At 71.1% G+C, this 23,113-nt stretch carries 18 protein-coding genes and 2 pseudogenes; 11 read left to right on the plus strand and 9 right to left on the minus strand.

Annotated features, from left to right (window positions below; genetic code table 11):
• Nucleotides 1-629: 629 nt before the first annotated feature.
• Both ACZ4O3_RS09370 and ACZ4O3_RS09375 read right to left on the minus strand, forming a co-directional pair.
• Nucleotides 630-1,409 (minus strand): cache domain-containing protein, encoded by a 780-nt coding sequence (locus ACZ4O3_RS09370; RefSeq protein WP_467721772.1) that lies wholly within the window; start codon nt 1,407-1,409, stop codon nt 630-632.
• A 38-nt stretch (nt 1,410-1,447) separates the two neighbouring features.
• Nucleotides 1,448-2,188: a FadR/GntR family transcriptional regulator gene (locus tag ACZ4O3_RS09375; protein ID WP_467721773.1), complete on the minus strand. Its 741-nt coding sequence runs from the start codon at nt 2,186-2,188 to the stop codon at nt 1,448-1,450.
• Between the two features lie 123 nt (nt 2,189-2,311).
• Between ACZ4O3_RS09375 and ACZ4O3_RS09380 the strand changes: the two genes are divergently transcribed.
• The 10 genes from ACZ4O3_RS09380 to ACZ4O3_RS09425 all read left to right on the plus strand — a co-directional run bounded on the left by ACZ4O3_RS09380 (nt 2,312) and on the right by ACZ4O3_RS09425 (nt 14,571).
• Nucleotides 2,312-3,343, plus strand: a complete 1,032-nt coding sequence (locus ACZ4O3_RS09380; RefSeq protein WP_385001429.1) for an ABC transporter ATP-binding protein — start codon at nt 2,312-2,314, stop codon at nt 3,341-3,343.
• A gap of 68 nt (nt 3,344-3,411) precedes the next feature.
• The gene (locus ACZ4O3_RS09385) at nt 3,412-4,602 is read left to right on the plus strand and encodes an ABC transporter substrate-binding protein (RefSeq protein WP_467721774.1); all 1,191 of its coding nucleotides are present in this window, start codon (nt 3,412-3,414) and stop codon (nt 4,600-4,602) included.
• Between the two features lie 3 nt (nt 4,603-4,605).
• Nucleotides 4,606-5,469, plus strand: a complete 864-nt coding sequence (locus ACZ4O3_RS09390; RefSeq protein ID WP_467721775.1) for an ABC transporter permease — start codon at nt 4,606-4,608, stop codon at nt 5,467-5,469.
• An 11-nt stretch (nt 5,470-5,480) separates the two neighbouring features.
• On the plus strand, nt 5,481-6,296 hold the full coding sequence (locus ACZ4O3_RS09395) for an ABC transporter permease (RefSeq protein WP_362714963.1): 816 nt from the start codon (nt 5,481-5,483) through the stop codon (nt 6,294-6,296).
• A gap of 57 nt (nt 6,297-6,353) precedes the next feature.
• Complete coding sequence (locus tag ACZ4O3_RS09400) at nt 6,354-7,349, plus strand: LacI family DNA-binding transcriptional regulator (protein ID WP_362714966.1); 996 nt, start codon at nt 6,354-6,356, stop codon at nt 7,347-7,349.
• Nucleotides 7,350-7,500: 151 nt separating this feature from the next.
• The gene (locus ACZ4O3_RS09405) at nt 7,501-8,853 is read left to right on the plus strand and encodes an ABC transporter substrate-binding protein (protein ID WP_467721776.1); all 1,353 of its coding nucleotides are present in this window, start codon (nt 7,501-7,503) and stop codon (nt 8,851-8,853) included.
• A 6-nt stretch (nt 8,854-8,859) separates the two neighbouring features.
• Complete coding sequence (locus ACZ4O3_RS09410) at nt 8,860-9,816, plus strand: carbohydrate ABC transporter permease (RefSeq protein ID WP_385001413.1); 957 nt, start codon at nt 8,860-8,862, stop codon at nt 9,814-9,816.
• On the plus strand, nt 9,813-10,694 hold the full coding sequence (locus ACZ4O3_RS09415) for a carbohydrate ABC transporter permease (protein ID WP_362729152.1): 882 nt from the start codon (nt 9,813-9,815) through the stop codon (nt 10,692-10,694). The genes ACZ4O3_RS09410 and ACZ4O3_RS09415 overlap by 4 nt, the downstream gene beginning before the upstream one ends.
• A gap of 30 nt (nt 10,695-10,724) precedes the next feature.
• The gene (locus ACZ4O3_RS09420; RefSeq protein WP_362729154.1) at nt 10,725-12,332 is read left to right on the plus strand and encodes a glycoside hydrolase family 13 protein; all 1,608 of its coding nucleotides are present in this window, start codon (nt 10,725-10,727) and stop codon (nt 12,330-12,332) included.
• 61 nt (nt 12,333-12,393) lie between these two features.
• Complete coding sequence (locus ACZ4O3_RS09425) at nt 12,394-14,571, plus strand: discoidin domain-containing protein (protein WP_467721777.1); 2,178 nt, start codon at nt 12,394-12,396, stop codon at nt 14,569-14,571.
• Here the strand turns inward: ACZ4O3_RS09425 and ACZ4O3_RS09430 are convergent.
• The 6 genes and pseudogenes from ACZ4O3_RS09430 to ACZ4O3_RS09455 form a co-directional block, all read right to left on the minus strand.
• Nucleotides 14,540-15,284: pseudogene (locus ACZ4O3_RS09430) on the minus strand (ABC transporter ATP-binding protein). The gene ACZ4O3_RS09425 and the pseudogene ACZ4O3_RS09430 sit on opposite strands and share 32 nt — an antisense overlap.
• 24 nt (nt 15,285-15,308) lie before the next feature.
• Nucleotides 15,309-15,404, minus strand: a pseudogene (locus ACZ4O3_RS09435) (ABC transporter permease); the annotation flags it as partial.
• 160 nt (nt 15,405-15,564) lie between these two features.
• Nucleotides 15,565-16,503, minus strand: a complete 939-nt coding sequence (locus ACZ4O3_RS09440) for a PDR/VanB family oxidoreductase (protein ID WP_467721778.1) — start codon at nt 16,501-16,503, stop codon at nt 15,565-15,567.
• Nucleotides 16,500-16,670 carry a hypothetical protein gene (locus ACZ4O3_RS09445; protein WP_467721779.1) on the minus strand — a complete coding sequence of 57 codons (171 nt, stop codon included), beginning with the start codon at nt 16,668-16,670 and terminating at the stop codon, nt 16,500-16,502. Before ACZ4O3_RS09445 ends, ACZ4O3_RS09440 begins: the two co-directional genes overlap by 4 nt.
• Nucleotides 16,667-17,731 (minus strand): Rieske 2Fe-2S domain-containing protein, encoded by a 1,065-nt coding sequence (locus ACZ4O3_RS09450; RefSeq protein ID WP_467721780.1) that lies wholly within the window; start codon nt 17,729-17,731, stop codon nt 16,667-16,669. Before ACZ4O3_RS09450 ends, ACZ4O3_RS09445 begins: the two co-directional genes overlap by 4 nt.
• 147 nt (nt 17,732-17,878) lie before the next feature.
• Nucleotides 17,879-18,211, minus strand: coding sequence for an ATP-binding protein (locus ACZ4O3_RS09455; RefSeq protein ID WP_467721781.1), 333 nt, complete (start codon nt 18,209-18,211; stop codon nt 17,879-17,881).
• Between the two features lie 377 nt (nt 18,212-18,588).
• Here ACZ4O3_RS09455 and ACZ4O3_RS09460 point away from each other — a divergent pair, with 377 nt between their 5' ends.
• Entirely contained in the window at nt 18,589-21,969 is a 3,381-nt protein-coding gene (locus ACZ4O3_RS09460) for a S8 family peptidase (RefSeq protein WP_467721782.1), read from the plus strand.
• 69 nt (nt 21,970-22,038) lie between these two features.
• Here ACZ4O3_RS09460 and ACZ4O3_RS09465 read toward each other — a convergent pair whose 3' ends face one another.
• Nucleotides 22,039-23,037, minus strand: a complete 999-nt coding sequence (locus ACZ4O3_RS09465) for a helix-turn-helix domain-containing protein (protein ID WP_467721783.1) — start codon at nt 23,035-23,037, stop codon at nt 22,039-22,041.
• Nucleotides 23,038-23,113: the final 76 nt, after the last annotated feature.

Below are 23,113 nucleotides of genomic sequence, written 5' to 3' on the forward strand. Positions count from 1 at the left end.
CCCGGCACCGTCGGCGTTCAGGTCGCCGACGGCGCCGGGCCGGCGTTCACCCCTGCCCCCACCACCAGCCGCCCGGACACGGCCGCCCGCCGTGCCCCGGCCCTGGGCCCCGGGATCCGGACACGGGACAGGTCCCGCGCCGCGGTGCCCGAACGCGGCGCACGTCCCGCACGTGATGCTCAGGCACGCGTCCCCGTTCACGCCGTAGCGCTGCGCGCGGCCGCTGGACATGCCCTGCCGTGGCCTCTGTCCGGCCATGGCAACCGCGCGCGGGTCCGGACGTGGCCGGTGGTGTCCGCGGCGCGGGGCACGTCCCGTGCCGTGATGCCCGGGCGCGCGTTCCCTTTCATGCGGCGGCGCTTGCGCGCGGCCGCGCGCTCGGGTCGTGGCGACCGCCAGGACGAGCGGCACGCCGGTGGGGCGCGGGCCGCGGTCGCCGAACACGCCCGGCGTGGCCTCTGCCGGGGCGTGGCACCCGCGAGCGGTTCCCGACTCGGGCCGTCGCATCCGGACGCCTGGCGCCCAGGGGCGGACCCAGCCGTGGTGTTCAGACGTGGGGCGCGGCCCGTGTCATGGCGTCCGGGCGCGGGTTCCCGTGCGTGTCGCCGCCTTCGCGCGTGGGCTCCCGCTCAGGTCGTGGCGACCGCCAGGACGAGCGGCACGCCCCGGCATGGCACCAGGCGCAGCGCGCCGAACAGGGCCGGGTGGCCGTTTTCCAGTACGGCGGCGAAGTCCGGTCCCCTGGTCAGTGAACCGGCCAGGTGTGCGGGGTCCGCCGACGCCGCCACCCGGCCGCGCGCGTTGACCAGGCGGGCCGGCCCGGGCAGCGCCCGCAGCAGGGGCAGTGCGGCCGCCTCGAAGTGCCGTAGATACACGTCGGCGGCGGCCACGCCCGTGAAGCGGCCCGCCACCTGGACCGGAGCGGACAGGGTGAGGCTGTACTCGTCCGAGCAGAGGTAGTCGACGTACGGTCCGGCCACCGCCCGCCGCCCGGTGTCGCGGGGCAGCGTGAACCAGTCCCAGTGCGTGTAGTCGGAGTACGCCGAGGTGCGCGGGTCGAGATCGAGGAGCAGAGGGCGTACGTCCCCGCCGGCGTCGCTCTGCCACCACTCCAGCCACGCCGGTACGTCGGCCAGCAGTCCGGGCGCGGAGACGAAGCCGACACCGGACACCAGCTCCTGCCGGATCAGGCGCAGATGGAGTCCGGGGCGCAGTGCGGCGAGGTCCGCGGTGACCGGACGGCGGCCCTCGGCGGCCACCCGGGCCAGCAGCGCGGCGGTGTCGGACCGGGTCTGCTCGACGGCGTCGAACACCGCCTCCAGGGCGTGGCCGACCCGCTCGGCCACGTACTCCTCGGCTGCGGCCGGGGTCCTGGTCGCGGGGGTGGCGGGGGCGGTGCCGCGGCTCATGCTGCCCTCCGGCGGACGGGGGAGCCGGCGCGGCGCGGCTACAGGGCCAGCCGCAGGGCGATGAGCCGCGCCGTCGAGTCCCGCACGCACCGCTCGGCCAGCTCCCTGGCCGATGCGTCCGCCCCATCCTGCACGGCCGAGATTACGGACCGGTGACGGTCCGCCACCTCTTCACGATATTCGTCGTCGCCGAGCACAAGGCACAGCAGCGCCCCGACCTCCGTCTGGAGCGCCACCTGTTCCCGGGTGAGCCGGGCCGACTGGGCGGCGGCGGCCAGCTCCACCTGGAAGCGGCCGTACAGCCGGCAACGCGCCGAGGCGTCCCGGGCCTTGCCCAGCTCCTCCGTGGTCCGGCGGAGTTGGGCAAGGTCGTGGTCCTCGGTGCGCTCCGCCGCGAGGTGCGCGGCGGTGCCGGACAGGGCCGCCCAGTGGTCGCCGAGGTCGCGCAGTTCCTCGGGGCTCCAGCCGCGCAGCCGCTCCACGAGCCGCTCCCGGCCGGGGGTGTCCGGCAGGGAGACGAAGCTGCCGCCGCCGCGGCCCCGGCGGGTGACGACCAGGCCCTGCTGGCGCAGGGCCATCAGCGCCTCCCGCAGGGTCACCGTGGACACCCCGAGCTGTCCGGCCAGCTCCGTCTCGCCGGGCAGCTGCTCCCCGTCGGCGAGCAGGCCGAGTTCGATGGCGTCGCCGATCCGGCGTACGACGGCGTCCACCCGGGCCCTGCTGTCCACCGGGGCGAAGACGGCCCTTTTGGCGCCGCCGTCCGTCTGCTGCTGTTCCACGGCCCACCACCCTATGCGTTGACCCAAGCTTTACCTCAGAAGGGTCTTGAGCTTTGAACTATGACTTCATATCTTTCCGATCACCACGTCCAACGCAAGAGAGCGCCAGAGAGGTTCCCGCCCATGGAGGCCAGCGCGATCCGGTTGCGGGATCTGCGGAAGTCGTTCGGTGACACCAGTGCCGTGGCAGGGGTCGACCTGGAGATCCGCGACGGCGAGTTCTTCTCGATGCTCGGCCCCTCCGGCTCCGGCAAGACCACCGTCCTGCGCCTGATCGCCGGATTCGAGACCCCCACCTCGGGCGTGGTCGAACTCGCCGGACAGGACGTCACCCGCCGCGCCCCCTTCGAACGGGACGTGCACACCGTCTTCCAGGACTACGCCCTGTTCCCGCACATGAACGTCGAGCAGAACGTCGCCTACTCCCTCAGGGTCCGCAAGGTCGCCAAGGCCGAACGCCTGGTCCGGGCCCGCAAGGCCCTCGCCGAGGTCCGACTCGACGGCTTCGGCACCCGCCGCCCCGCCCAGCTCTCCGGCGGCCAGCGCCAGCGCGTCGCCCTCGCCCGCGCTCTCGTGGGACGCCCCCGCGTCCTGCTGCTCGACGAGCCCCTCGGCGCCCTGGACCTCAAGCTGCGCGAGCAGATGCAGCTCGAACTCAAGGCCCTGCAACGGGAGGTGGGCATCACGTTCGTCTTCGTCACCCACGACCAGGAGGAGGCTCTGACGATGAGCGACCGCGTCGCCGTCTTCCACCAGGGCCGTATCGAACAGGTCGGCACCCCGGCCGAGATCTACGAACGCCCCGCCACCGCCTTCGTCGCCTCCTTCGTCGGCACCTCCAACCTGCTCACCGGCGAGGCCGCCCAGCGCGTACTCGGCGAGAGCGGCACCCACAGCGTCCGGCCCGAGAAGATCCGGGTCCTGGCGGAGGACGCGGAGCCGGGCGGACCCGACCAGGCCGACGCCGTCGGCACCGTCGCCGAGGTGGTCTACCTCGGCGACGCCACCCGCTTCCTGGTCGACCTGGACGGCGGCGGCCGGCTCACCGCGCTCCAGCAGAACCTCGACACCTCCGCCGAGGACGTCGCCGCCTACCGCGGCACCCGCGTCCGGCTGCGCTGGCAGCGCCGGCACACCGTCCACGTCCCCGGCTGACCCGCCGACCCGCACCACCGGATCCGCCGTCCCCACCCCTGGCACCCCTGGCACCCCTGGAGTACGTCGTGCGCCTCATCCGTCCCCGCGCCGCGGCCGCCGTCGCCGCGCTGCTGCTGGCCGCCACCGCCTGCGGCTCCTCCGGCTCCGGCTCCTCGTCCGGACTCAACCCGCCCGACCTCAAGCCCCTGGCCAAGCTCGGCAAGAGCGAGGGTGCCGTCAACCTGATCGCCTGGGCCGGCTACGTGGAGGACGGCTCCGACGACCCCAAGGTGGACTGGGTCACCGATTTCGAGAAGCAGACCGGCTGCCAGGTCCACTCCAAGGTCGCCGCCAGCTCCGACGAGATGGTCAAACTGATGAAGACGGGCGAGTACGACGCCGTCTCCGCCTCAGGCGACGCCTCGCTGCGCCTGATCGCCTCCGGCGACGCGGCCCCGGTCAACACCAGGCTCGTACCGAACTACAAGGACATCTTCAGCGGCCTCAAGGACGGGGCCTGGAACTCCGTCAAGGGCCAGATGTACGGCATCCCGCACGGCCGCGGCGCCAACCTGCTGATGTACAACACGCAGAAGGTCGCCCCCGCGCCCACCTCCTGGTCGGCCGTCTTCGACGACGCGGGCACGTACCAGGGCCATGTCACCGCCTACGACTCGCCGATCTACATCGCCGACGCGGCCCTCTATCTCAAGGCCACCAAGCCCGAGTTGAAGATCAAGGACCCCTACGCGCTCGACCAGAAGCAGTTCGACGCGGCCGTCGCCCTGCTCAAGAAGCAGAACGCGGACATCGGCGAGTACTGGAGCGACTACCTGAAGGAGATCTCCGCCTTCAAGAGCGGCGACTCCGTGATCGGCACCAGCTGGCAGGTCATCGCCAACCTCGCCGCCGATGAAGGCGCGAAGGTCAAGGCCTTCGTGCCCAAGGAGGGCTCCACCGGCTGGTCCGACACGTGGATGGTCTCCGCCAAGGCCAAGCACCCGAACTGCGCCTACAAGTGGCTGGACTGGATCGTCTCCCCGAAGGTCAACGCGGAGGTGGCCGAGTACTTCGGCGAGGCCCCGTCCAACGCCAAGGCCTGCGACCTGACCAGCGACAAGAGCTTCTGCGCGACCTACCACGCGGCCGACGAGAGCTACTGGAAGAACATCGCCTTCTGGAACACGCCCATCGAGCAGTGCCTGGACGGCCGCACCGACGTCAAGTGCGTGCCGTACGCGAAGTGGGTGCAGGCCTGGACCGAGATCAAGGGCTGAGCCATGACCGTGCTCACCCGGACCGCGGGGGCGCTGCACCGGCGCCCCCGGCTCCGCCTCGCCCTGCTGCTGACCGCTCCGCTGCTGTGGCTCGCGGTGCTCTATCTGGGCTCGCTGGCCGTGCTGTTCGTCTCCGCGTTCTGGACGACGGACTCCTTCACCTCCGAGGTGGTGAAGGTCTGGTCGACGGACAACTTCCACGAGCTGTTCACCACGCCGGTGTTCCGGCAGGTGGTGCTGCGCAGTGTCGGCGTCGCCCTCGCGGTGACCGCCCTGTGCGCGGTGATCGCCTTCCCGGTCGCCTTCTACACCGCCCGGGTGGCCGGGCCCCGGCTCCGCCCGCTCCTGGTGGTCGCCATCCTCACCCCGCTGTGGGCGAGTTACCTCGTCAAGGTGTACGCCTGGCGGCTGATCCTGTCCGAGGGCGGGCTCGCCGACTGGCTGCTGAAGCCGTTCGGGCTCAGCGGGCCCGGCTTCGGGCTGCCGGCCACCGTGCTCGCCCTGACCTATCTGTGGCTGCCGTACATGATCCTGCCGATCCACACCGCGCTGGAGCAGCTGCCCGACAACCTGCTGGACGCGTCCGCGGACCTGGGGGCCCGCGCCGGCCGCACCTTCCGGTCCGTCGTGCTGCCGATGGTGATGCCCTCGGTCGCCGCCGGGTCGGTGTTCACCTTCTCGCTCAGCCTCGGTGACTACATCACCGTGCAGATCGTCGGCGGCAAGACCCAGCTCATCGGCAACCTCGTCTACGCCAACATCGAACTCAACCTGCCCATGGCCGCCGCGCTCGCCACCGTCCCGGTCGTCGTCATCGTGCTGTACCTGCTCGCGATGCGCCGTACGGGCGCGCTGAGCAGCCTGTAGAGGAGCCCGCCGTGCAACTCTCCCGTTCCGCGCGGATCGCGGTGCGTGTCGCCGCCGGCCTCGGCTTCGCGGTGATCTACGTGCCGCTGCTGCTGGTACTCGTCAACTCCCTGAACCCGGACCGCAGCGCGAGCTGGCCGCCGCCCGGCCTGACCACCCGCTGGTGGTCCACCGCCTGGCACAGCTCGGGTGCCCGCGAGGCCCTGTGGACCTCGGTGAAGGCCGGGCTCGGCGCCACCGCGATCGCCCTGGTGCTCGGCACGCTGATCGCCTTCGCCGTCGCCCGGTACCGGTTCTTCGGCCGGGACGCCCTGTCCTTCGTGGTGGTCCTGCCGATCGCGCTGCCCGGCATCGTCACCGGCATCGCCCTCAACTCGGCCTTCAGCACGGTCCTCGCGCCGCTCGGCGTCGGCCTCGGGCTGTTCACCGTGGTCGTCGGACACGCCACCTTCTGCGTGGTGATCGTCTTCAACAACGTGGTCGCCCGGCTGCGCCGCACCTCCGGCAGTTACGAGGAGGCCGCGGCCGACCTGGGAGCCGACATCTTCCGTGCCTTCGCCGACGTCACCTTCCCCCTGGTGCGTTCCGCGCTGCTCGCGGGCGGACTGCTCGCCTTCGCGCTCTCCTTCGACGAGATCGTGGTCACCACCTTCACCGCGGGACCGGGCGTCCAGACCCTGCCGCTGTGGATCTACGACAACATGACCCGCCCCCAGCAGGCACCGGTGGTCAACGTGGTGGCGGCCGTCCTCGTGCTGCTGTCGGTGATCCCGATCTACCTCGCCCAGCGCCTGTCCGCGGACACGGCGACCGGCAGTCGCGTCTGATCCCCGCCTTCCGCCCTTACGCAAGCAGCTTGCGTAAATTGCGCTATCCTTGCGCTCATGACGCGACGACTTGCGGAAGTGGCGAAGAAGGTCGGGGTCAGCGAGGCCACGGTCAGCCGGGTGCTCAACGGCAAGCCCGGGGTCTCCGAGGCCACCCGGCAGGCGGTGCTCTCGGCCCTGGACGTCCTCGGCTACGAGCGCCCCACCCAGCTGCGCGGCGAGCGCGCCCGACTCGTCGGTCTGGTCCTGCCCGAGCTGCAGAACCCCATCTTCCCGGCCTTCGCCGAGGTCATCGGCGGCGCGCTCGCCCAGCTCGGGCTGACCCCGGTGCTGTGCACCCAGACCAAGGGCGGGGTCTCCGAGGCGGACTACGTGGAACTGCTGCTGCAACAGCAGGTCTCGGGCGTGGTCTTCGCCGGCGGTCTGTACGCCCAGGCCGACGCGCCCCACGACCACTACCGGCTGCTCGCCGACCGCAACATCCCGGTGGTGCTGGTCAACGCGGCCATCGAGCACCTCGGTTTCCCTGCCGTGTCCTGCGACGACGCGGTGGCCGTGGAACAGGCCTGGCGGCACCTCGCCTCCCTCGGTCACGAGCGCATCGGTCTGGTCCTCGGTCCCGGCGACCATGTCCCCTCCGCCCGCAAACTCGCCGCCGCGCGGGCGATCGGCGAGGTCCCCGACGAGTACGTGGCCCGCGCGATCTTCTCCATCGAGGGCGGTCACGCCGCCGCGTCCCGGCTGATCGACCGGGGTGTCACCGGCATCATCTGCGCCAGCGACCCGCTCGCGCTCGGCGCGATCCGCGCCGCCCGCCGCAAGGGGCACGAGGTTCCCTCCCGTATCTCCGTCGTCGGCTACGACGACTCCGCCTTCATGAACTGCACCGAACCTCCGCTCACCACCGTCCGCCAGCCCATCGAGGCCATGGGCCGCGCCGCCGTCGAACTGCTGAGCGTCCAGATCGGCGGCACCGCCGTACCGCCGGAGGAGCTGCTGTTCGAGCCGGAGCTGGTGGTCCGCGGCTCCACAGCGCAAGCGCCCAAGGTCTGATTTACAGCAGAACCAATCCGCTGCCAATCGACTGTCGACTAATTACAGATTCTGCGCGACATCTTGCGCACGGCTGTCGCCGGTGCTTGAGTGTGCGGCGCCCACCGGTCCCGGTGCGGCGCCCACTGCTCCTGTTCTGGGGGGTCCACCGATGTCCAGCACCGGGTTCCGCCGTGCTCTCGTCGCGATAGGTGTCTGTTCGTCCCTTGCGCTCTCGGCCTCGGCCTGCGGGTCGGGCGACGACGACGCAGGAAGCGGCAAGACGCGCATCACCGTCAACTGCGAGCCGCCGAAGAGCGCCAAGGTCGACCGTTCGTTCTTCGACCAGGACACCGCCGACTTCGAGAAGAAGAACCCGGACATCGACGTCGTCATGCACGACGCGTTCCCGTGCCAGGACCCGAAGACCTTCGACGCCAAGCTCGCCGGCGGCCAGATGGAGGACGTGTTCTACACGTACTTCACCGACGCCAAGCACGTCGTGGACATCAACCAGGCCGCGGACCTCACGCCGTACCTCAAGGACCTGAAGAGCTACGACACCATCCAGAAGCAGCTGCGGGACATCTACACCGTGGACGGCAAGGTCTACGGCATCCCGCGCACCGGATACAGCATGGGGCTGATCTACAACCGCGCGCTCTTCCAGAAGGCCGGTCTCGACCCCGACAAGCCGCCGGCGACCTGGGAAGAGGTCCGCGCCGACGCCAAGAAGATCGCCGCCCTCGGCAACGGCACCGTCGGCTACGCCGACTACAGCGCGCAGAACCAGGGCGGCTGGCACTTCACCGCCGAGCTGTACTCCCAGGGCGGCGACGTCGTCTCCGCCGACGGCAAGACGGCGACCGTCGACACCCCCCAGGGCCACGCCGTCCTGCAGAACCTGCACGACATGCGCTGGACCGACGACTCGATGGGCAGCAAGCAGCTGCTGATCATCAACGATGTCCAGCAGATGATGGGTTCGGGCAAGCTCGGCATGTACCTCTCCGCCCCGGACAACATCCCCATCCTGGTCAAGGAGAAGGGCGGCAACTACAAGGACCTCGCCCTCGCCCCGATGCCCGGCGGCCAGGGCACCCTCATCGGCGGCGACGGCTACATGTTCAACAAGAAGGACACCCCGGCCCAGATCAAGGCCGGCCTCAAGTGGCTCGACTCCATGTTCCTCACCCCCGGTGACGGCTTCCTCGGCGACTACGCCCGCGCCAAGAAGAACAACGCGCCCGTCGGCCTGCCCGAGCCGCGGCTGTTCACCGGCGCCGCCGACGCCAAGGACCAGGAGGTCAAGAAGGCCAACGCGAACGTCCCGGTGGAGAACTACCAGGCCTTCCTGGACGGCAACCAGTCCCTCCAGATGAAGATCGAGCCGCCCGACGCCCAGCAGATCTACTCCGTCCTCGACGGCACGGTCTCCGCCGTCCTCACCAAGAAGGACGCCGACATCGACCAGCTCCTCAAGGACGCCAACGAGAAGATCGCCGGCATCCTGGCCCGGAGCTGACCCGCGATGACCAAGACAGCCGAGCGCCGACCCGCCCCCGCGGCGGTCGGCGCCCGACAGGCCCCGGCGCCGTCCCCGGCAGGGGACCGGAGACGGCGCCGGTTCCTCGACCAGGTCCGCGCCTACGGGTTCCTGCTCGGCGGACTGATCTGCTTCGCCCTGTTCTCCTGGTACCCGGCGATCCGCGCGGTCGTGATCGCCTTCCAGAAGTACACGCCCGGCTCCTCGCCGGAATGGGTCGGCACCGCCAACTTCACCCGGGTGCTGCACGACCCCGAGTTCTCGGCGGCCTGGCGCAACACCCTCACCTTCACGCTGCTGGCGCTGCTGATCGGCTTCGCGATCCCCTTCGTGCTCGCCCTGGTGCTCAACGAACTGCGGCACGCCAAGGCGTTCTTCCGGGTCGTGGTCTACCTGCCGGTGATGATCCCGCCGGTGGTCAGCGCCCTGCTGTGGAAGTGGTTCTACGACCCGGGAGCCGGCCTCGCCAACGAGACGCTGCGCGCTCTGCACCTGCCCACCTCGAACTGGTCCAACGGCGCCGACACCGCGCTCGTCTCCCTGGTCATCGTGGCCACCTGGGCCAACATGGGCGGCACCGTCCTGATCTACCTGGCCGCCCTGCAGTCCATCCCAGGTGAGCTCTACGAAGCCGCCGAACTGGACGGCGCGAACCTCCTGCAACGCGTCCGGCACGTGACGGTCCCGCAGACGAGGTTCGTCATCCTCATGCTGATGCTCCTTCAGATCATCGCGACCATGCAGGTGTTCACCGAGCCGTTCGTCATCACCGGCGGCGGTCCCGAGAACGCCACGGTCACCGTCCTCTACCTCATCTACAAGTACGCGTTCCTCTACAACGACTTCGGCGGCGCCTGCGCCCTCAGCGTCATGCTCCTGGTGCTGCTCGGCGTGTTCTCCGCCGGCTACCTGCGCCTGACCCGCTCCGGGGAGGACGGATGAGCAGCGCCACCCGAACCCTGATCTCGCCCGCGACCCTGGCCCGCCCGCGCGGGAAGGCGGTCTACTGGACCGTCTTCACCGGTGTCGTCCTGCTCTTCGCGCTCGCCTTCCTGTTCCCCGTGTACTGGATGGTGACCGGAGCGATGAAGTCCCCGGACGAGGTCGCCCGGACCCCGCCCACCCTCGTCCCCGAGCACTGGCACCTGACCGGGTACACCGATGCCTGGGACCTGATGCAGCTGCCCGAGCACCTGTGGAACACGGTGGTGCAGGCGGCCGGTGCCTGGGCCTTCCAGCTGGTGTTCTGCACGGCCGCGGCGTACGCCCTGTCGAAACTGAAGCCGGCCTTCGGCAACGTGGTCCTCGGCGGCATCCTGGCCACCCTGATGGTCCCGGCCCAGGCCCTGGTCGTACCCAAGTACCTGACCGTCGCCGACCTGCCGTTCATCCACACCAGCCTGCTCAACGACCCGCTCGGCATCTGGCTGCCGGCCGTCGCCAACGCCTTCAACCTCTACCTCCTCAAGCGGTTCTTCGACCAGTTGCCGCGTGACGTGCTGGAGGCCGCCGAGATCGACGGCGCCGGAAAGCTGCGCATCCTGTGGTCGGTGGTGCTGCCCATGTCCCGCCCGGTGCTCGGGGTGGTGTCGATCTTCGCCCTGGTCGCGGTGTGGCAGGACTTCCTGTGGCCGCTGATGGTCTTCTCCGACACCGACAAGCAGCCCATCAGCGTGGCCCTGGTCCAGCTGTCGCAGAACATCCAGCTCACCGTGCTCATCGCCGCGATGGTGATCGCCAGCATCCCGATGGTCGCGCTGTTCCTCGTCTTCCAGCGGCACATCATCGCCGGGATCAGCGCGGGCAGCACCAAGGGCTGACGCCCTTCCTCCGACAGAAAGGCACGCACAGTGGGACAGCCCAGCCATGCCCCCAAGGACCTCGACTGGTGGAGCTCGGCCGTCATCTACCAGGTGTACGTCCGCAGTTTCGCGGACGGCGACGGCGACGGCACCGGCGACCTCGCGGGCGTCCGCGCCAAGCTGCCGTACCTCGCCGAACTGGGCGTCAACGCCCTGTGGTTCAACCCCTGGTACCTGTCACCGCTGAAGGACGGCGGTTACGACGTCGCCGACTACCGGGCCATCGACCCGGCGTTCGGCACCCTCGCCGAGGCCGAGAAGCTCATCGCCGAGGCGGAGGAGCTGGGCATCCGGACGATCGTGGACATCGTCCCCAACCACGTCTCCGACCAGCACCCGTGGTTCCAGGCGGCGCTGGCGGCCGGACCCGGCAGCCCCGAGCGCGAGCTGTTCCACTTCCGTCCGGGACGTGGCGCGAACGGCGAACTCCCGCCCAACGACTGGCCGTCACAGTTCCTCGGCTCCACCGAACCGGTGTGGACCCGGCTCCCCGACGGCGAGTGGTACCTGCACCTGTTCACCCCCGAACAGCCCGACCTCAACTGGGACCACCCGGCCGTCCGCCAGGAACACGAGGACATCCTGCGGTTCTGGTTCGAACGCGGTGTCGCCGGCGTCCGCATCGACTCCGCGGCCCTGCTCGCCAAGGACCCCGACCTGCCGGACCTGGCCACCGATCCGCGGCCGCACCCCTTCGTCGACCGCGACGACCTGCACGACATCTACCGCTCATGGCGCGCGGTGGCCGACGCCTACGGCGGTGTCTTCGTCGGCGAGGTCTGGCTCCCCGACGCCGAGCGCTTCGCCCGCTACCTCCGCCCCGACGAACTGCACACCGCCTTCAACTTCTCCTTCCTGTCCTGTCCCTGGGACGCGGACCGGCTGCGGACGTCGATCGACACGACCCTCGCCGAGCACGCCCCGGTCGGCGCGCCCGCCACCTGGGTGCTGTGCAACCACGACGTGACGCGCACGGTCACCCGCTACGGCCGCGAGGACACCGCCTTCGACTTCGCGACCAAGGCCTTCGGCACCCCCACGGACCTGGAGCTGGGCACCCGCAGGGCCCGCGCGGCCGCGCTGCTGTCCCTGGCGCTGCCCGGCGCGGTCTACGTGTACCAGGGGGAGGAGCTGGGGCTGCCCGAGGCCGAGATCCCGGCGGACCGTATCCAGGACCCGATGTACTTCCGGTCGGGCGGTACCGATCCGGGCCGCGACGGCTGCCGGGTGCCGATGCCCTGGGCGGCCGGTCTGCCGTACGCGGGATTCGGTTCGCGCGAGGAGCCGTGGCTGCCGCAGCCGGCCGGCTGGGCGGCGTACGCGGCCGACCGCCAGCAGGAGGACGGTGAATCCATGCTCAGTCTCTACCGCCGGGCCATCGCCGCCCGTCCCCTCTTCGGTGCCGGTCCGCTGACCTGGCTGCCGGCTCCGGAGGGCGTCCTCGCCTTCACCCGCGGCGAGGGAACGGTCTGCGTGGTCAACCTCGCTCCGGAGGCCGCCGAACTCCCCGCCCACACCCGGCTCCTGCTCACCAGCGGCCCGTTGGACGACGAGGGCCGGCTGCCCCGGGACACGGCGGTCTGGCTGACGACCTGAGCCACCGGTACCGCTCGCGCTGTCCCCCCACTCCCTCCCCCCACACCGAAGGGATCAGCACATGCAGAGCACCACCGCCCAATCTGTCAGGAGCATGTCAGCAGTGACGGCCGCCGTGGCCCTCGCCGCCGGGCTGCTCGTCGCCGTCGCGCCCGCCGCCCACGCGGCCGCGGGCGCGAGTCTCCCCTTCACCTCGGTCGAGGCGGAGACGGCGACCACCACCGGTACCAGGATCGGTCCGGACTACACCCAGGGCACCCTCGCCTCCGAGGCCTCCGGACGGCAGGCCGTGCGCCTCAGCTCCGGGCAGCGCGTCGAGTTCACCGCGCCCCGGGCGGCCAACGCCGTGAACCTCTCCTACAGCGTCCCCGACGGCCAGTCCGGCTCCCTCGACGTGTACGTCAACGGGGTCAGACTGGCGAAGACCCTGACGGTCACCTCCAAGTACTCCTACGTCGACACCGGCTGGATCGCCGGCGCCAAGCAGCACCACTTCTTCGACGACGCGCGGCTGCTGCTGGGCCAGAACGTCCAGGCGGGGGACAAGGTCGCCTTCGAGTCCACCGGCACCCAGGTCACCGTCGACGTCGCCGACTTCGAGCAGGTGGCCGGGGCCGCCACCCAGCCCGCCGGGTCGGTCTCCGTCACCTCCAGGGGCGCCGACCCCAGCGGCAACGGCGACTCCACCCAGGCCTTCCGGGACGCCGTCTCCGCCGCCCAGGGCGGGACGGTGTGGATCCCGCCGGGCGACTACCGGCTGACCTCCTCCCTGAGCGGCGTACAGAACGTCACCCTGCTGGGCGCCGGCAGCTGGTACTCGGTCGTGCACACCTCGCGGTTCATCGACCAGTCCAGCTCCTCCGGGAACGTCCACATCAACAACTTCGCGGTGATCGGCGAGGTCACCGAACGCGTCGACTCCAACCCGGACAACTTCGTCAACGGCTCGCTCGGGCCCAGCAGCTCGGTCTCCGGGATGTGGATCCAGCACCTCAAGTGCGGCTTCTGGCTGACCGGCAACAACGACAACCTGGTCGTCGAGAACAACCGGGTCCTCGACACCACCGCCGACGGCCTCAACCTCAACGGCACCGCCCACGGCGTCCAGGTCCGCAACAACTTCCTGCGCAACCAGGGCGACGACTCCCTGGCCATGTGGTCGCTGTACTCACCCGACACCAACTCCAGCTTCACCGCCAACACCATCTCCCAGCCGAACCTGGCCAACGGCATCGCCATCTACGGCGGCACCGACATCTCCGTGAAGAACAACCTGATCTCCGACACCAACGCGCTGGGCAGCGGTATCGCCATCTCCAACCAGAAGTTCGCCGACCCGTTCTCGCCGCTGTCCGGGACGATCACCGTGGACGGCAACACGCTGGTCCGCACGGGCGCCGTCAACCCCAACTGGAACCACCCGATGGGCGCCCTGCGCGTCGACTCCTACGACAGCGCCATCAACGCCACCGTCGACATCACCAACACCACGATCACCGACAGCCCGTACAGCGCCTTCGAGTTCGTCTCCGGCGGCGGGCAGGGCTACCCGGTCCGCAACGTCAACGTGACCGGCGCGACCGTGCGCAACGCCGGGACGGTCGTCGTCCAGGCCGAGGCGCAGGGCGCGGCCACCTTCCGCAACGTCACCGCGAGCGGCGTCGGCGCGGCCGGCGTCTACAACTGCCCCTACCCGTCGAACTCCGGCTCCTTCGCGCTCACCGACGGCGGCGGCAACTCCGGCTGGTCCAGCACCTGGTCGGACTGCTCCAGCTGGCCGCAGCCCGGCAGCGGCAACCCCGACCCGGACCCCGGCCGCAACCTCGCCAAGGGCCGCCCGGCGACCGCCACCGGCTCGCAGGACGTGTACACGCCGGGCAAGGCGGTCGACGGCGACGCCAACAGCTACTGGGAGTCCGCCAACAACGCCTTCCCGCAGTCGCTCACCGTCGACCTCGGCTCCTCCTACGCGGCACGCCGGGTGGTGCTGAAGCTGCCGCCGTCCTCGGCCTGGGGCGCGCGCACCCAGACCGTGGCCGTGCTGGGCAGCACCGACGGGTCGGCCTACTCGACCGTCGTGGGGGCCACCGGCTACCGGTTCGACCCGGCCACCGGCAACTCCGTCACCGTCGCGCTGCCCTCCGGCACCAGCCTGCGCCATCTGCGGCTGACCGTCACCGCCAACAGCGGCTGGCCGGCCGCACAGTTCAGCGAGGTGGAGGCATATCTGACGGCGTGACCCGCGCCGCCGGGAAAGTCCCGCGCTTCGCCGCCTGGATCTGCTCCTACACATGGGTGCCCGGTTCGGCGAAGCGCGGGGCGACCCGGGTGTGCAACTGGTCCCGGTCGTCCGGCAGATCCACCCTCAGCCGCTCCTGGACGACGGTCGGGGAGGTGCACAGGACGATCACCCGCCGGCCCGGGCAGACCACCTCGTCGATGTCGTGGGTGACGGTACGGATGGTGATCCCGCCCTCCCGCCACAGCGCCCGGGGATCGTAGGCCAGGGCCCGCGCGATCGCGACCCGCTGCCGCATACCGCCCGAGAGCTGCCAGGGGCAGGCACCGGCGGCGTCCGCCAGGCCGACCGGGAGCAGCGCGTAGGAGACCAGTGCCCCGCGTCGCTCCCGCGGCAACCGCTCCTGCTTCAGGGGAAGTCCGACGTTCTCGGCGACCCGCATCCAGGGGAACGGGCCGCGTCCGTACTCCTGGAAGGCGAACGCCGTCCCGGGCGGCGGCCCCGTCACCCTTCCGCCCCTCCAGGAGCACTTCGCCGCCGGTCGGGGTGAGCAGACCGCCCATGCACGTGAGCAGGGTGGTCCTGCCGCAGCCCGACGGGCCGACGAGACAGACGAGTTCGCCCGCCTCCACGGTGAGGGGGAGGTCCCGCACCGCCTCGATGCGGCGGCCGGAACCGTCATAGACCTTCCTCAGGCCGCGTACGTCGAGCATGGACCGCCCCTACTCGATGCGCACTCAGGACCGCCGGGTCGTCGCGCGCAGTCCGTGGTGCCAGCCGGGCACCCGTCGTTCGACCAGCTGGAAGACCACCGACAGGGTGACCCCGAGGACGGCGTGACGACTGGCCGCTCCGGTGCGGGACGGCGGCGGCCTGGCGGTGGCCGGGGTGAGCCTCGCGGTGCGCTCCGGCCGGATGTCCGACTCCACGGTCCGCCGCGATCTGGTGCCGCGTCTGGGGGCCGCCGCGGCGGCGATCGAGGCGGACCGTGGATCACAGATCGAGCACCAGGCGATCCCCTCGACACCGCGACACACAGATGAGCATGGTCTCCCCGGCCGCCCGTTCCTCCTCGGAGAGCACCGAGTCCCGGTGGTCCGGGTCGCCTTCGAGGACGTCCGTCTCGCACGTCCCGCAGGTGCCCTCGGTGCAGGAGTACAGCACCTCGACCCCGGCGGCCCGCATGGCGTCGAGCACGGAGACCCCGGGTGCGACGGTGAGGCTACCGCCGCTCCGCCCGAGGACGACCTCGAACTCCCGCTCGCCGTCCGCCTGCCGGGCCTTCGGCTGAAAGCGCTCCGTCCGCAGCACGGCCGCCGGGCAGCGCTCCTCCACGGCGTCCAGCAACGGCCCGGGACCGCAGCAGTACACGAGGGTGCCGTCCGGGACGTCGTCCAGTACCGGGCCGAGGTCCAGCAGTCCGGACTCGTCCTGCGGGGCGACGGTGACCCGCTCCCCGCCATAGCGCGCCAACTCGTCGGTGAACGCCATGGACCGCCGGGTCCGGCCGCCGTACAGCAGGCTCCACTCGGCGCCCGAGGCCTCGGCGGCGGCCAGCATCGGCAGGATCGGGGTGATGCCGATGCCTCCCGCGACGAAACGGTAGCGCGGGGCAGGATCCAGCCGGAAGCGGTTGCGCGGTCCACGCACCCGCACCGTGTCGCCGACGCCCAACCGGTCGTGGACGTGGGCGGATCCGCCCCGTCCGGCGGGCTCCCGCAACACCGCGATCCGCCATCCGCAACGGTCCCCGGGATCCCCGCACAGCGAGAACTGCCGCTCCAGCCCCGGGCCGAGTACGACGTCGACATGCGCCCCCGGCTCCCAGTCCGGGAGTTCCCCGCCGTGCGGACGGCGAAGGGTGAGGGAGACGACCCCGTCGGCCGCCGGAACCCTCTCACCGACGACCAGTTCGTCCTCGTACAAATTCATGGCGTGCGCTCCGGGAGCCGGTGTCCTTCGGGGTGGCCGAGCATCCACGTCCACATCTCCACCGGGTCCCGCGCGGTGTGCTCGGCTCCGCAGTGGCAGGTGCCGTGCAGCACGTCGGTGCCCGGCAGCCAGTCGACGCGGTAGATCTCACCGGCGGTCCCGCTCACAGGACCCTCTCCACGGGCTTGTCGCCCTCCTCGGCCAGCCGGGCGAGGATACGGCGGGCGGCGAGGCCGCCGGTGTCGATGTTGATGCTCAGCTCCTGGTAACCGGACCGCTCCGAACCCAGCGTCCGCTGAAGGAGGTTGAGGGCGTCCACGTCCTGCATCACCACCGTGTGGTTGTTGTCCCGCAGGAAGCCGGTGACCTCGGCGTCGTCGGTCGCCCAGTCCCGGGAGACCATCCAGAAGTCGTACACCTTGCCGTCCGAGGACGGGGTGATCGCGTAGGTGATCTCGGTGTGGAAACCGTGCGGGTCGTTGCCGTCGGCCTCGGGCACCACACCGGACGGTGCGATCCGGCTGTGCAGCAGGTACAGACAGGGTGCGTGGTACTCGATGTCCTGCCAGCGGGTGATCCGGCCCTCGATCCCGGTCGAACGGGCGTAGAACGGCGGGCACTCGGCGTCGTCCATGTGCCGGCTGACCCGCACGATCCCGGCGCCCTCGTCGACCTCCGTGGTGATCGGCGTCTCGGCGACCTCCGGGGTGCCTATGTAGCCCCCGTGCAGGTAGGTCTCGTGCGAGAGGTCGAGGAGGTTGTCGACGAGGAGTCCGTAGTCGGCGTCGACGGGCTCCATGCCCCTGACCGTCGTCCAGCCCGGCGCGTCCAGGTGCCGGGCCCGCGGCACGGCGTCCGGGTCGGCGAGCCCGGGGTCGCCGATCCACACCCACACCAGGGAGTCCCGCTCGACCACCGGGTAGGAGGCGACGCGTGCGGTGCGCGGGATGCGCTTCTGCCCCGGCACGTACACGCACGCGCCGGTCCGGTCGTAGGTGAACCCGTGATACCCGCAGACGATCCGGTCACCGTCGAGCCCGCTCTCCGACAGCGGGTAACGCCGGTGCACACAGCGGTCGTTGAGAACGACGGGACTGCCGTCCTCCTCGGCCCGGTAGAGCACGAGCGGCTCGCCGAGAACCGTCCGCCCGAGCAACTCCCGCCCCACCTCGTGACGGTAGGCGGCGACGTACCACTGGTTCCTGGCGAACGCGGTGATGTGCGGCATGAGAGGGGTCCCGTCATCCTCGACGTCGTGTCGGGAACACCATGACGACGGCGCCTCCACCCCGGCAACAGGACTTCCGCCGGGCGGAAAATCCCCGGTCGGCGGAGAGTGATCTGACTCGGAGGGCCTCGGCCGGCTTGAGCCGCCTCAGGCTGCCGCGAGGTCCTGTTCGGCCCGGATGGTCTTTCCGATGTCGCCGAACCTGGTTCGCCGGCGGTCGGTCAGTTCCGCGATCAGGAACGGGCCCCGTCCTCCCTGGTCGCCGGAGCGTGCGTATCTCAGATGCGGGGCTGTGGCGCTGCACTCGGAGACCTCGCAGATGAGCATCTGGCGGTCGCGGATCATCCGGAGGCCGAAGGGTCCGCTTCCGTAACGGATCGCGTTGGTGACCAGCTCGCTCACCACGAGCTCGGTCGTGAACGCCGCCGCGTCGTTCCGCAGGGGCCGGTACGGGATCACGAGGAACCAAGACCCGCGCATCCGTCGGTGGCGCCCTCGTGGCGCCGCCGGCCGGCTCGTTCGGCCCCATCGGGCCGCACCACGTCGACGGGGGATGCCCGCCGCCCGGGCTTCGAGAACGGTGTCGGCGGTGCCGCCCCCTCTGCCGGTTGGGGGGACTGTCACCCGGATCGTCGCCCTCGGGAACCCCTCGTCCCGCGAGCAGCGGTCCGGGTCGGCGACCTCAGGCGGGACGGACTTCACCGCGGCTGGAGGGGAGGCGGGCCAGAACCGGGCCTGGGTCACCGCCCTCTTTGTGAGGTATTGGCGTTGGCGTAAAGGTGACTTGACGCCTGATGGACAGGGCAAACTGCTGACCTCGGCGCTCGACGGCACCACGCTGTCCTCCCATGAGAGACATGAACAACAGGTGGCGCCGCGGGGTGCGCCTTCCACGGCCTCGGCGTACGGCGGCGACCGCCGCCCTCGTGGTGCTCGTGGCCGGTCTGACCGCCGCCCCCGGGGCCGCTCAGGACCTCGGCCCGCACACCGGGCTCACGCAGGCCGCCGCGCGGACCGGAGCGGACCGGACGCAGATCGTCTCCCGGCATAAGGTCACGTTGATCACCGGTGACCGGGTCACCCTGGACACGGACTCCTCGGGCCGGCAGAGCGTCACGGTCGAGCCCGCCAAGGGACGCGAGCACCTCACGTTCGTCAAGCGTCAGGACGGCCGGGACTGGGTCGTCATACCCGCCGACGCCCTCCCCCTGCTGACCGCCGGCCGCCTCGACGCGGCGCTGTTCAACGTCTCGGCCCTGGTCGCGGGGAAGTACGCCGAGCGGTCCGGCCTGCCGCTGATCGTCCAGTACGCGGGTGACGCGGGCACCGCCGAGCGCCGGCTCACCACGGCCGGGGCCGACGGTGCCCGGACCGTCGCCGGCACCCCCTTCGCGACGCTTTCCGAACACCGCGAGGACGCCGCGGAGTTCTGGAAGGGCATCGCCCCCGGCCGGGCGGGCGCCACGTCCTTCGGGGCGGGCCTGCGCCGGGTCTGGCTCGACGGACACTCCAAGGTCCAGGCCGAGAGCACGGCGAGCCGCATCGGCGCCCCGCACGCCTGGCAGCAGGGGCTCACCGGCAGCGGCGTCAAGGTCGCGGTGCTGGACACCGGCTACGACCCGAACCACCCGGACCTCAAGGGCCTCGTCACCGAGTCGGCGAACTTCACCGACGAGCCGAACACCGACGACCTGATGGGGCACGGCACCCACGTCACGTCGACCATCGCCGGTTCCGGCGCGCTCTCCGACGGCCAGTACAAGGGCGTGGCTCCCGGTGTGCGGATCCTGTCCGGCAAGGTGTGCACCGGGGACGGCAACTGCGACAACTCCGCCGTCGTCGAGGGTCTGGCCTGGGCGGCCCAGCACGGCGCCAGGGTGATCAACCTCAGCCTCGGCGACACGGACACGCCGGAGACCGACGCGGTGGAGGCCATGGTCGACACCGTCAGCCGTGACTACGGCGTCCTGGTGGTGGCCGCGGCCGGCAACAACGGCTCCGGCAGCAGGGTCTCCTCGCCCGCCTCCGCGGACCGGGCGCTGGCCGTCGGCGCCGCCGAGGCCGACGACGACCGCGCCGTCTTCAGCTCGGTCGGCCCGCGGACCGGCGACTCCGGCCTCAAGCCGGACATCATCGCCCCCGGCGTCGGCGTCGTCGCCGCCAGGGCGGGCGGCACCACCGCCGACGACGGCTACATCGCGATGGACGGCACGTCCATGGCCACGCCGCACGTGGTCGGCGCCGCGGCCATCCTGTTCCAGCAGCACCCGGACTGGACCGCCGAGCAGGTCAAGCGTCAGCTGATGCAGTCGGCGACCGGCGCCCTCGGGCACGGCGCCTACTACCAGGGCGCCGGGCGCGTCGACGTCGCCCGGGCGGTCGACCAGGAGGTCACCGCCGACGTCGCCGCAGTGGACTTCGGGCTGGTCCGCTGGACCGACGCCCAGCGGCCGCCGGTGACCCGGAAGATCACCTACCGGAACCCGGGCTCCGCCCCGGTCACCCTCCGGCTGGCGCAGAACGCGAGCAGCGGCCTGCTGGACAAGCCCGCCCCCGCCGGCCTGTTCCGGCTGAGCGCCGACACCGTCACCGTGCCCGCGCACGGAACGGCGGACGTCACCCTCACCGGGACCCCGGAGGCGACGACGGCCTACGCCGCCTACAGCGGCGTGGTGACCGCGAGCACTCAGGACCACCAGGTCTCGGTGCGCGTCCCGTTCGGCCTGGACCTCGAGCAGCCGTCCTACGACCTGCGCATCGACATGAAGAGCCGTACGGGCGCGGCCCCCGACACCGCGTACCTGCTCGTCCAGTCGGCCGACCACAAGTCCTTCGAGGTGGAGGCGCTCGGCAAGAACAGCACCGTGGTGCGGCTGCCGAAGGACACCTACTCGGTGAGCGGCTTCTTCTTCGACGCGTCGTTCACCGAGGGCGTCATCGTGGGCGTGCCGAAGGTCGTGATGACCGCCGACCGGCAGGTCGCCATCGACGCACGGAAGGCGAAGCCCGTGACCGTCTCGGCGCCGAACCGCTCGGCGCGCATCCTCTCGGCGGAGATCGGCACCATCAGCGTGGGCGACGAGCTGCTCTCCGTCACCATGTACGACGCGGTCGGCGAGGACCACCTCGAGGGCGTGTACGCGACCCCGACGGCACGGGAGAAGGACTCGAAGTTCACCTACCTCGTCAGCACCGTCTGGGGTGGCCCCACCGGCGCGGACGGCAATCCCTCGTCGGTCTACTACCTCTCCCACCCGGTGCACGGCGCCATCCCGGCCGACCCGGGGTACCGCCCCCGCTCCTCGGAACTGGCCGAGGTGCACACCACCTTCGCCGCCACCACCCCGGGCACCACCGCTGCCCGGCTCGTCTGGATGTACGTCGACAACGTCCGCTTCAGCGCACCCTCGATGACGGGCCTGCCGGTGCCGACCCGGCGGGTCGACTACTTCTCGTCCGCCGAGGGACTGCGCTGGCAGGCGGCCTTCGACCAGAACAACATCTTCGACCCGGACACCCGCGGACAGAGCTACCTCGGCGACCTGCACGGCTACAAGGCCGGCGCCGAGGTCGAGGAGCGCTGGAACGGCGGGATCCAGGCCGTGGGCCTCGCGTCCTCGATGGCGGCCTTCCGTGAGGGCGACACCATCTACCGTCCCTTCCAGTCGGCCGCGAACGGAAACCTCGACCTGGTGGCCGACACGACGGCCGGCCTGCCCACGGTGGAGCTGCGGCGCAACGGCGAACTCGTCTCCGAGGACTGGAGCATGAGCGACGTGCCCGCCGACGCGACGCCGGCCGACTACCGGCTGACGGTCGAGCAGGACCGCGACCTCACCCCCAGCTCGGTCTCCACCCACGTGTCGGCCGAATGGCGGTTCCGGTCGCAGACCACGGCGACCCGGCAGGCACTCCCGCTCTACGCGGTGCGCATGTCGCCGAAGCTGGACGAGTGGAACCGGGCCGAGGCCGGCCGCAGGCTCGACATCCCGGTCCTGATCCAGCGGACGCCCGGCGCCCCGGTGTCACCCGTCCGCGTCTTCACCACCGAGGTCTCCTTCGACGAGGGGAAGACCTGGCATCCGGCGCGGGTCAAGGGCTCCGGCATGGAGCGCACCGTGACCGTGGAGCACCCGCGCCGCGCGGCGGGCGGCTCGGTCAGCCTGCGCGTGAACGTCGAGGACGCGGCGGGCAACTCCTTCGAGGAGACCGTCGTCAAGGGCTACCTGCTCAAGTAGCCGGCTGACGGGACGGGGCCCACCGGACACGCCCGGTGGGCCCCGTCCCGTCAGCGTCGCGGGCGGCGCTCAGAGCCAGTCGCGGCGGGCCGCGTGCCAGCCCAGCTGCATCCGGGTCGCGACGCCCGCCAGACTCATCAGGCCCTGGATGCGCCGCTGGACGGTGCGCTTGCTGACCCGAAGCTGTCCGGCTATCGCCTCGTCCGTCATGCCGGCGACCATCAGGGAGAGCAGGTGCCGGTCCTCCCCGACCGGCGAGGCGGCGTCCGTGGTGCCGGCGCCGCCGATCTGGCCCTCCTCGGTCACCCGGAGCGGGGCACCGATCTCCCAGTGGTGTTCGAACAGGGCGATGAGCGCGTCCAGCAGGCTGGACTCCCGCACCACCGCGGCCTGCAGTTCCCGGGGGTTGCGGGAGGTCCCGGAGGGAGCCAGCGGCAGGATGGCCACCGAGCGGTCGGCGATCGCCATCCGCAGTGGCAGCAGAGGCACCGCCCGGGCGACCTCTCCGGCGCACACGCCCTTGACGACGTAGTCCACCGCGTCGGGGTCGTCGAAGTACGCCTGCTCGTACAGGGCCCGGTAGAGCACGCCCCGCTCCAGCGCGTCGAACTCCTCCTGGTTGCTCTCCGGGGACATGGCCACGTACTGGGCCTTCACGAACCACATCATCTCGCGGCCGGCGCCGTACTGGAGCTGGCGCAGGTGCTGGCGCAGCGCCGCCGCGCCGGTGATGATCTCGATGGCCTCGCCCGTGCCCCGGGCCCATGCGCTGCGGCGGTGGGTCTCCACCAGTTCGTGGACGGCGGCCCGGGTCTGTTCCAGGGCGTCGAAGCGGCGTTGGAGCCGGGGCAGGAGGGCCACCTGCGGCGGCACGGCCGTGAACCATTCGGGACTGTCCTCGGCCACCGACGCCAGGCCCTTGTGTTCCAGCGCACGCAGCAGCAGCCGCGCGGTCACGACGTCGAGGGCCGAGCGGCCGGAGATGTCCTGGACGGACGCCGTCCCGGTGGCGACCAGGAGGCGGTACACCTCGCTCTCGTCGGCCGTCAGGCCCACCGTCTCCAGCATGCCGTCACCCTTCTCCCATCCAGTGGACCCCGGTCGGGGACGCTCGAGTCTCACAGACCGCGGGCCACGGCGCCGG

The sequence above is a fragment of the Streptomyces sp. NPDC026515 genome (assembly GCF_055567595.1).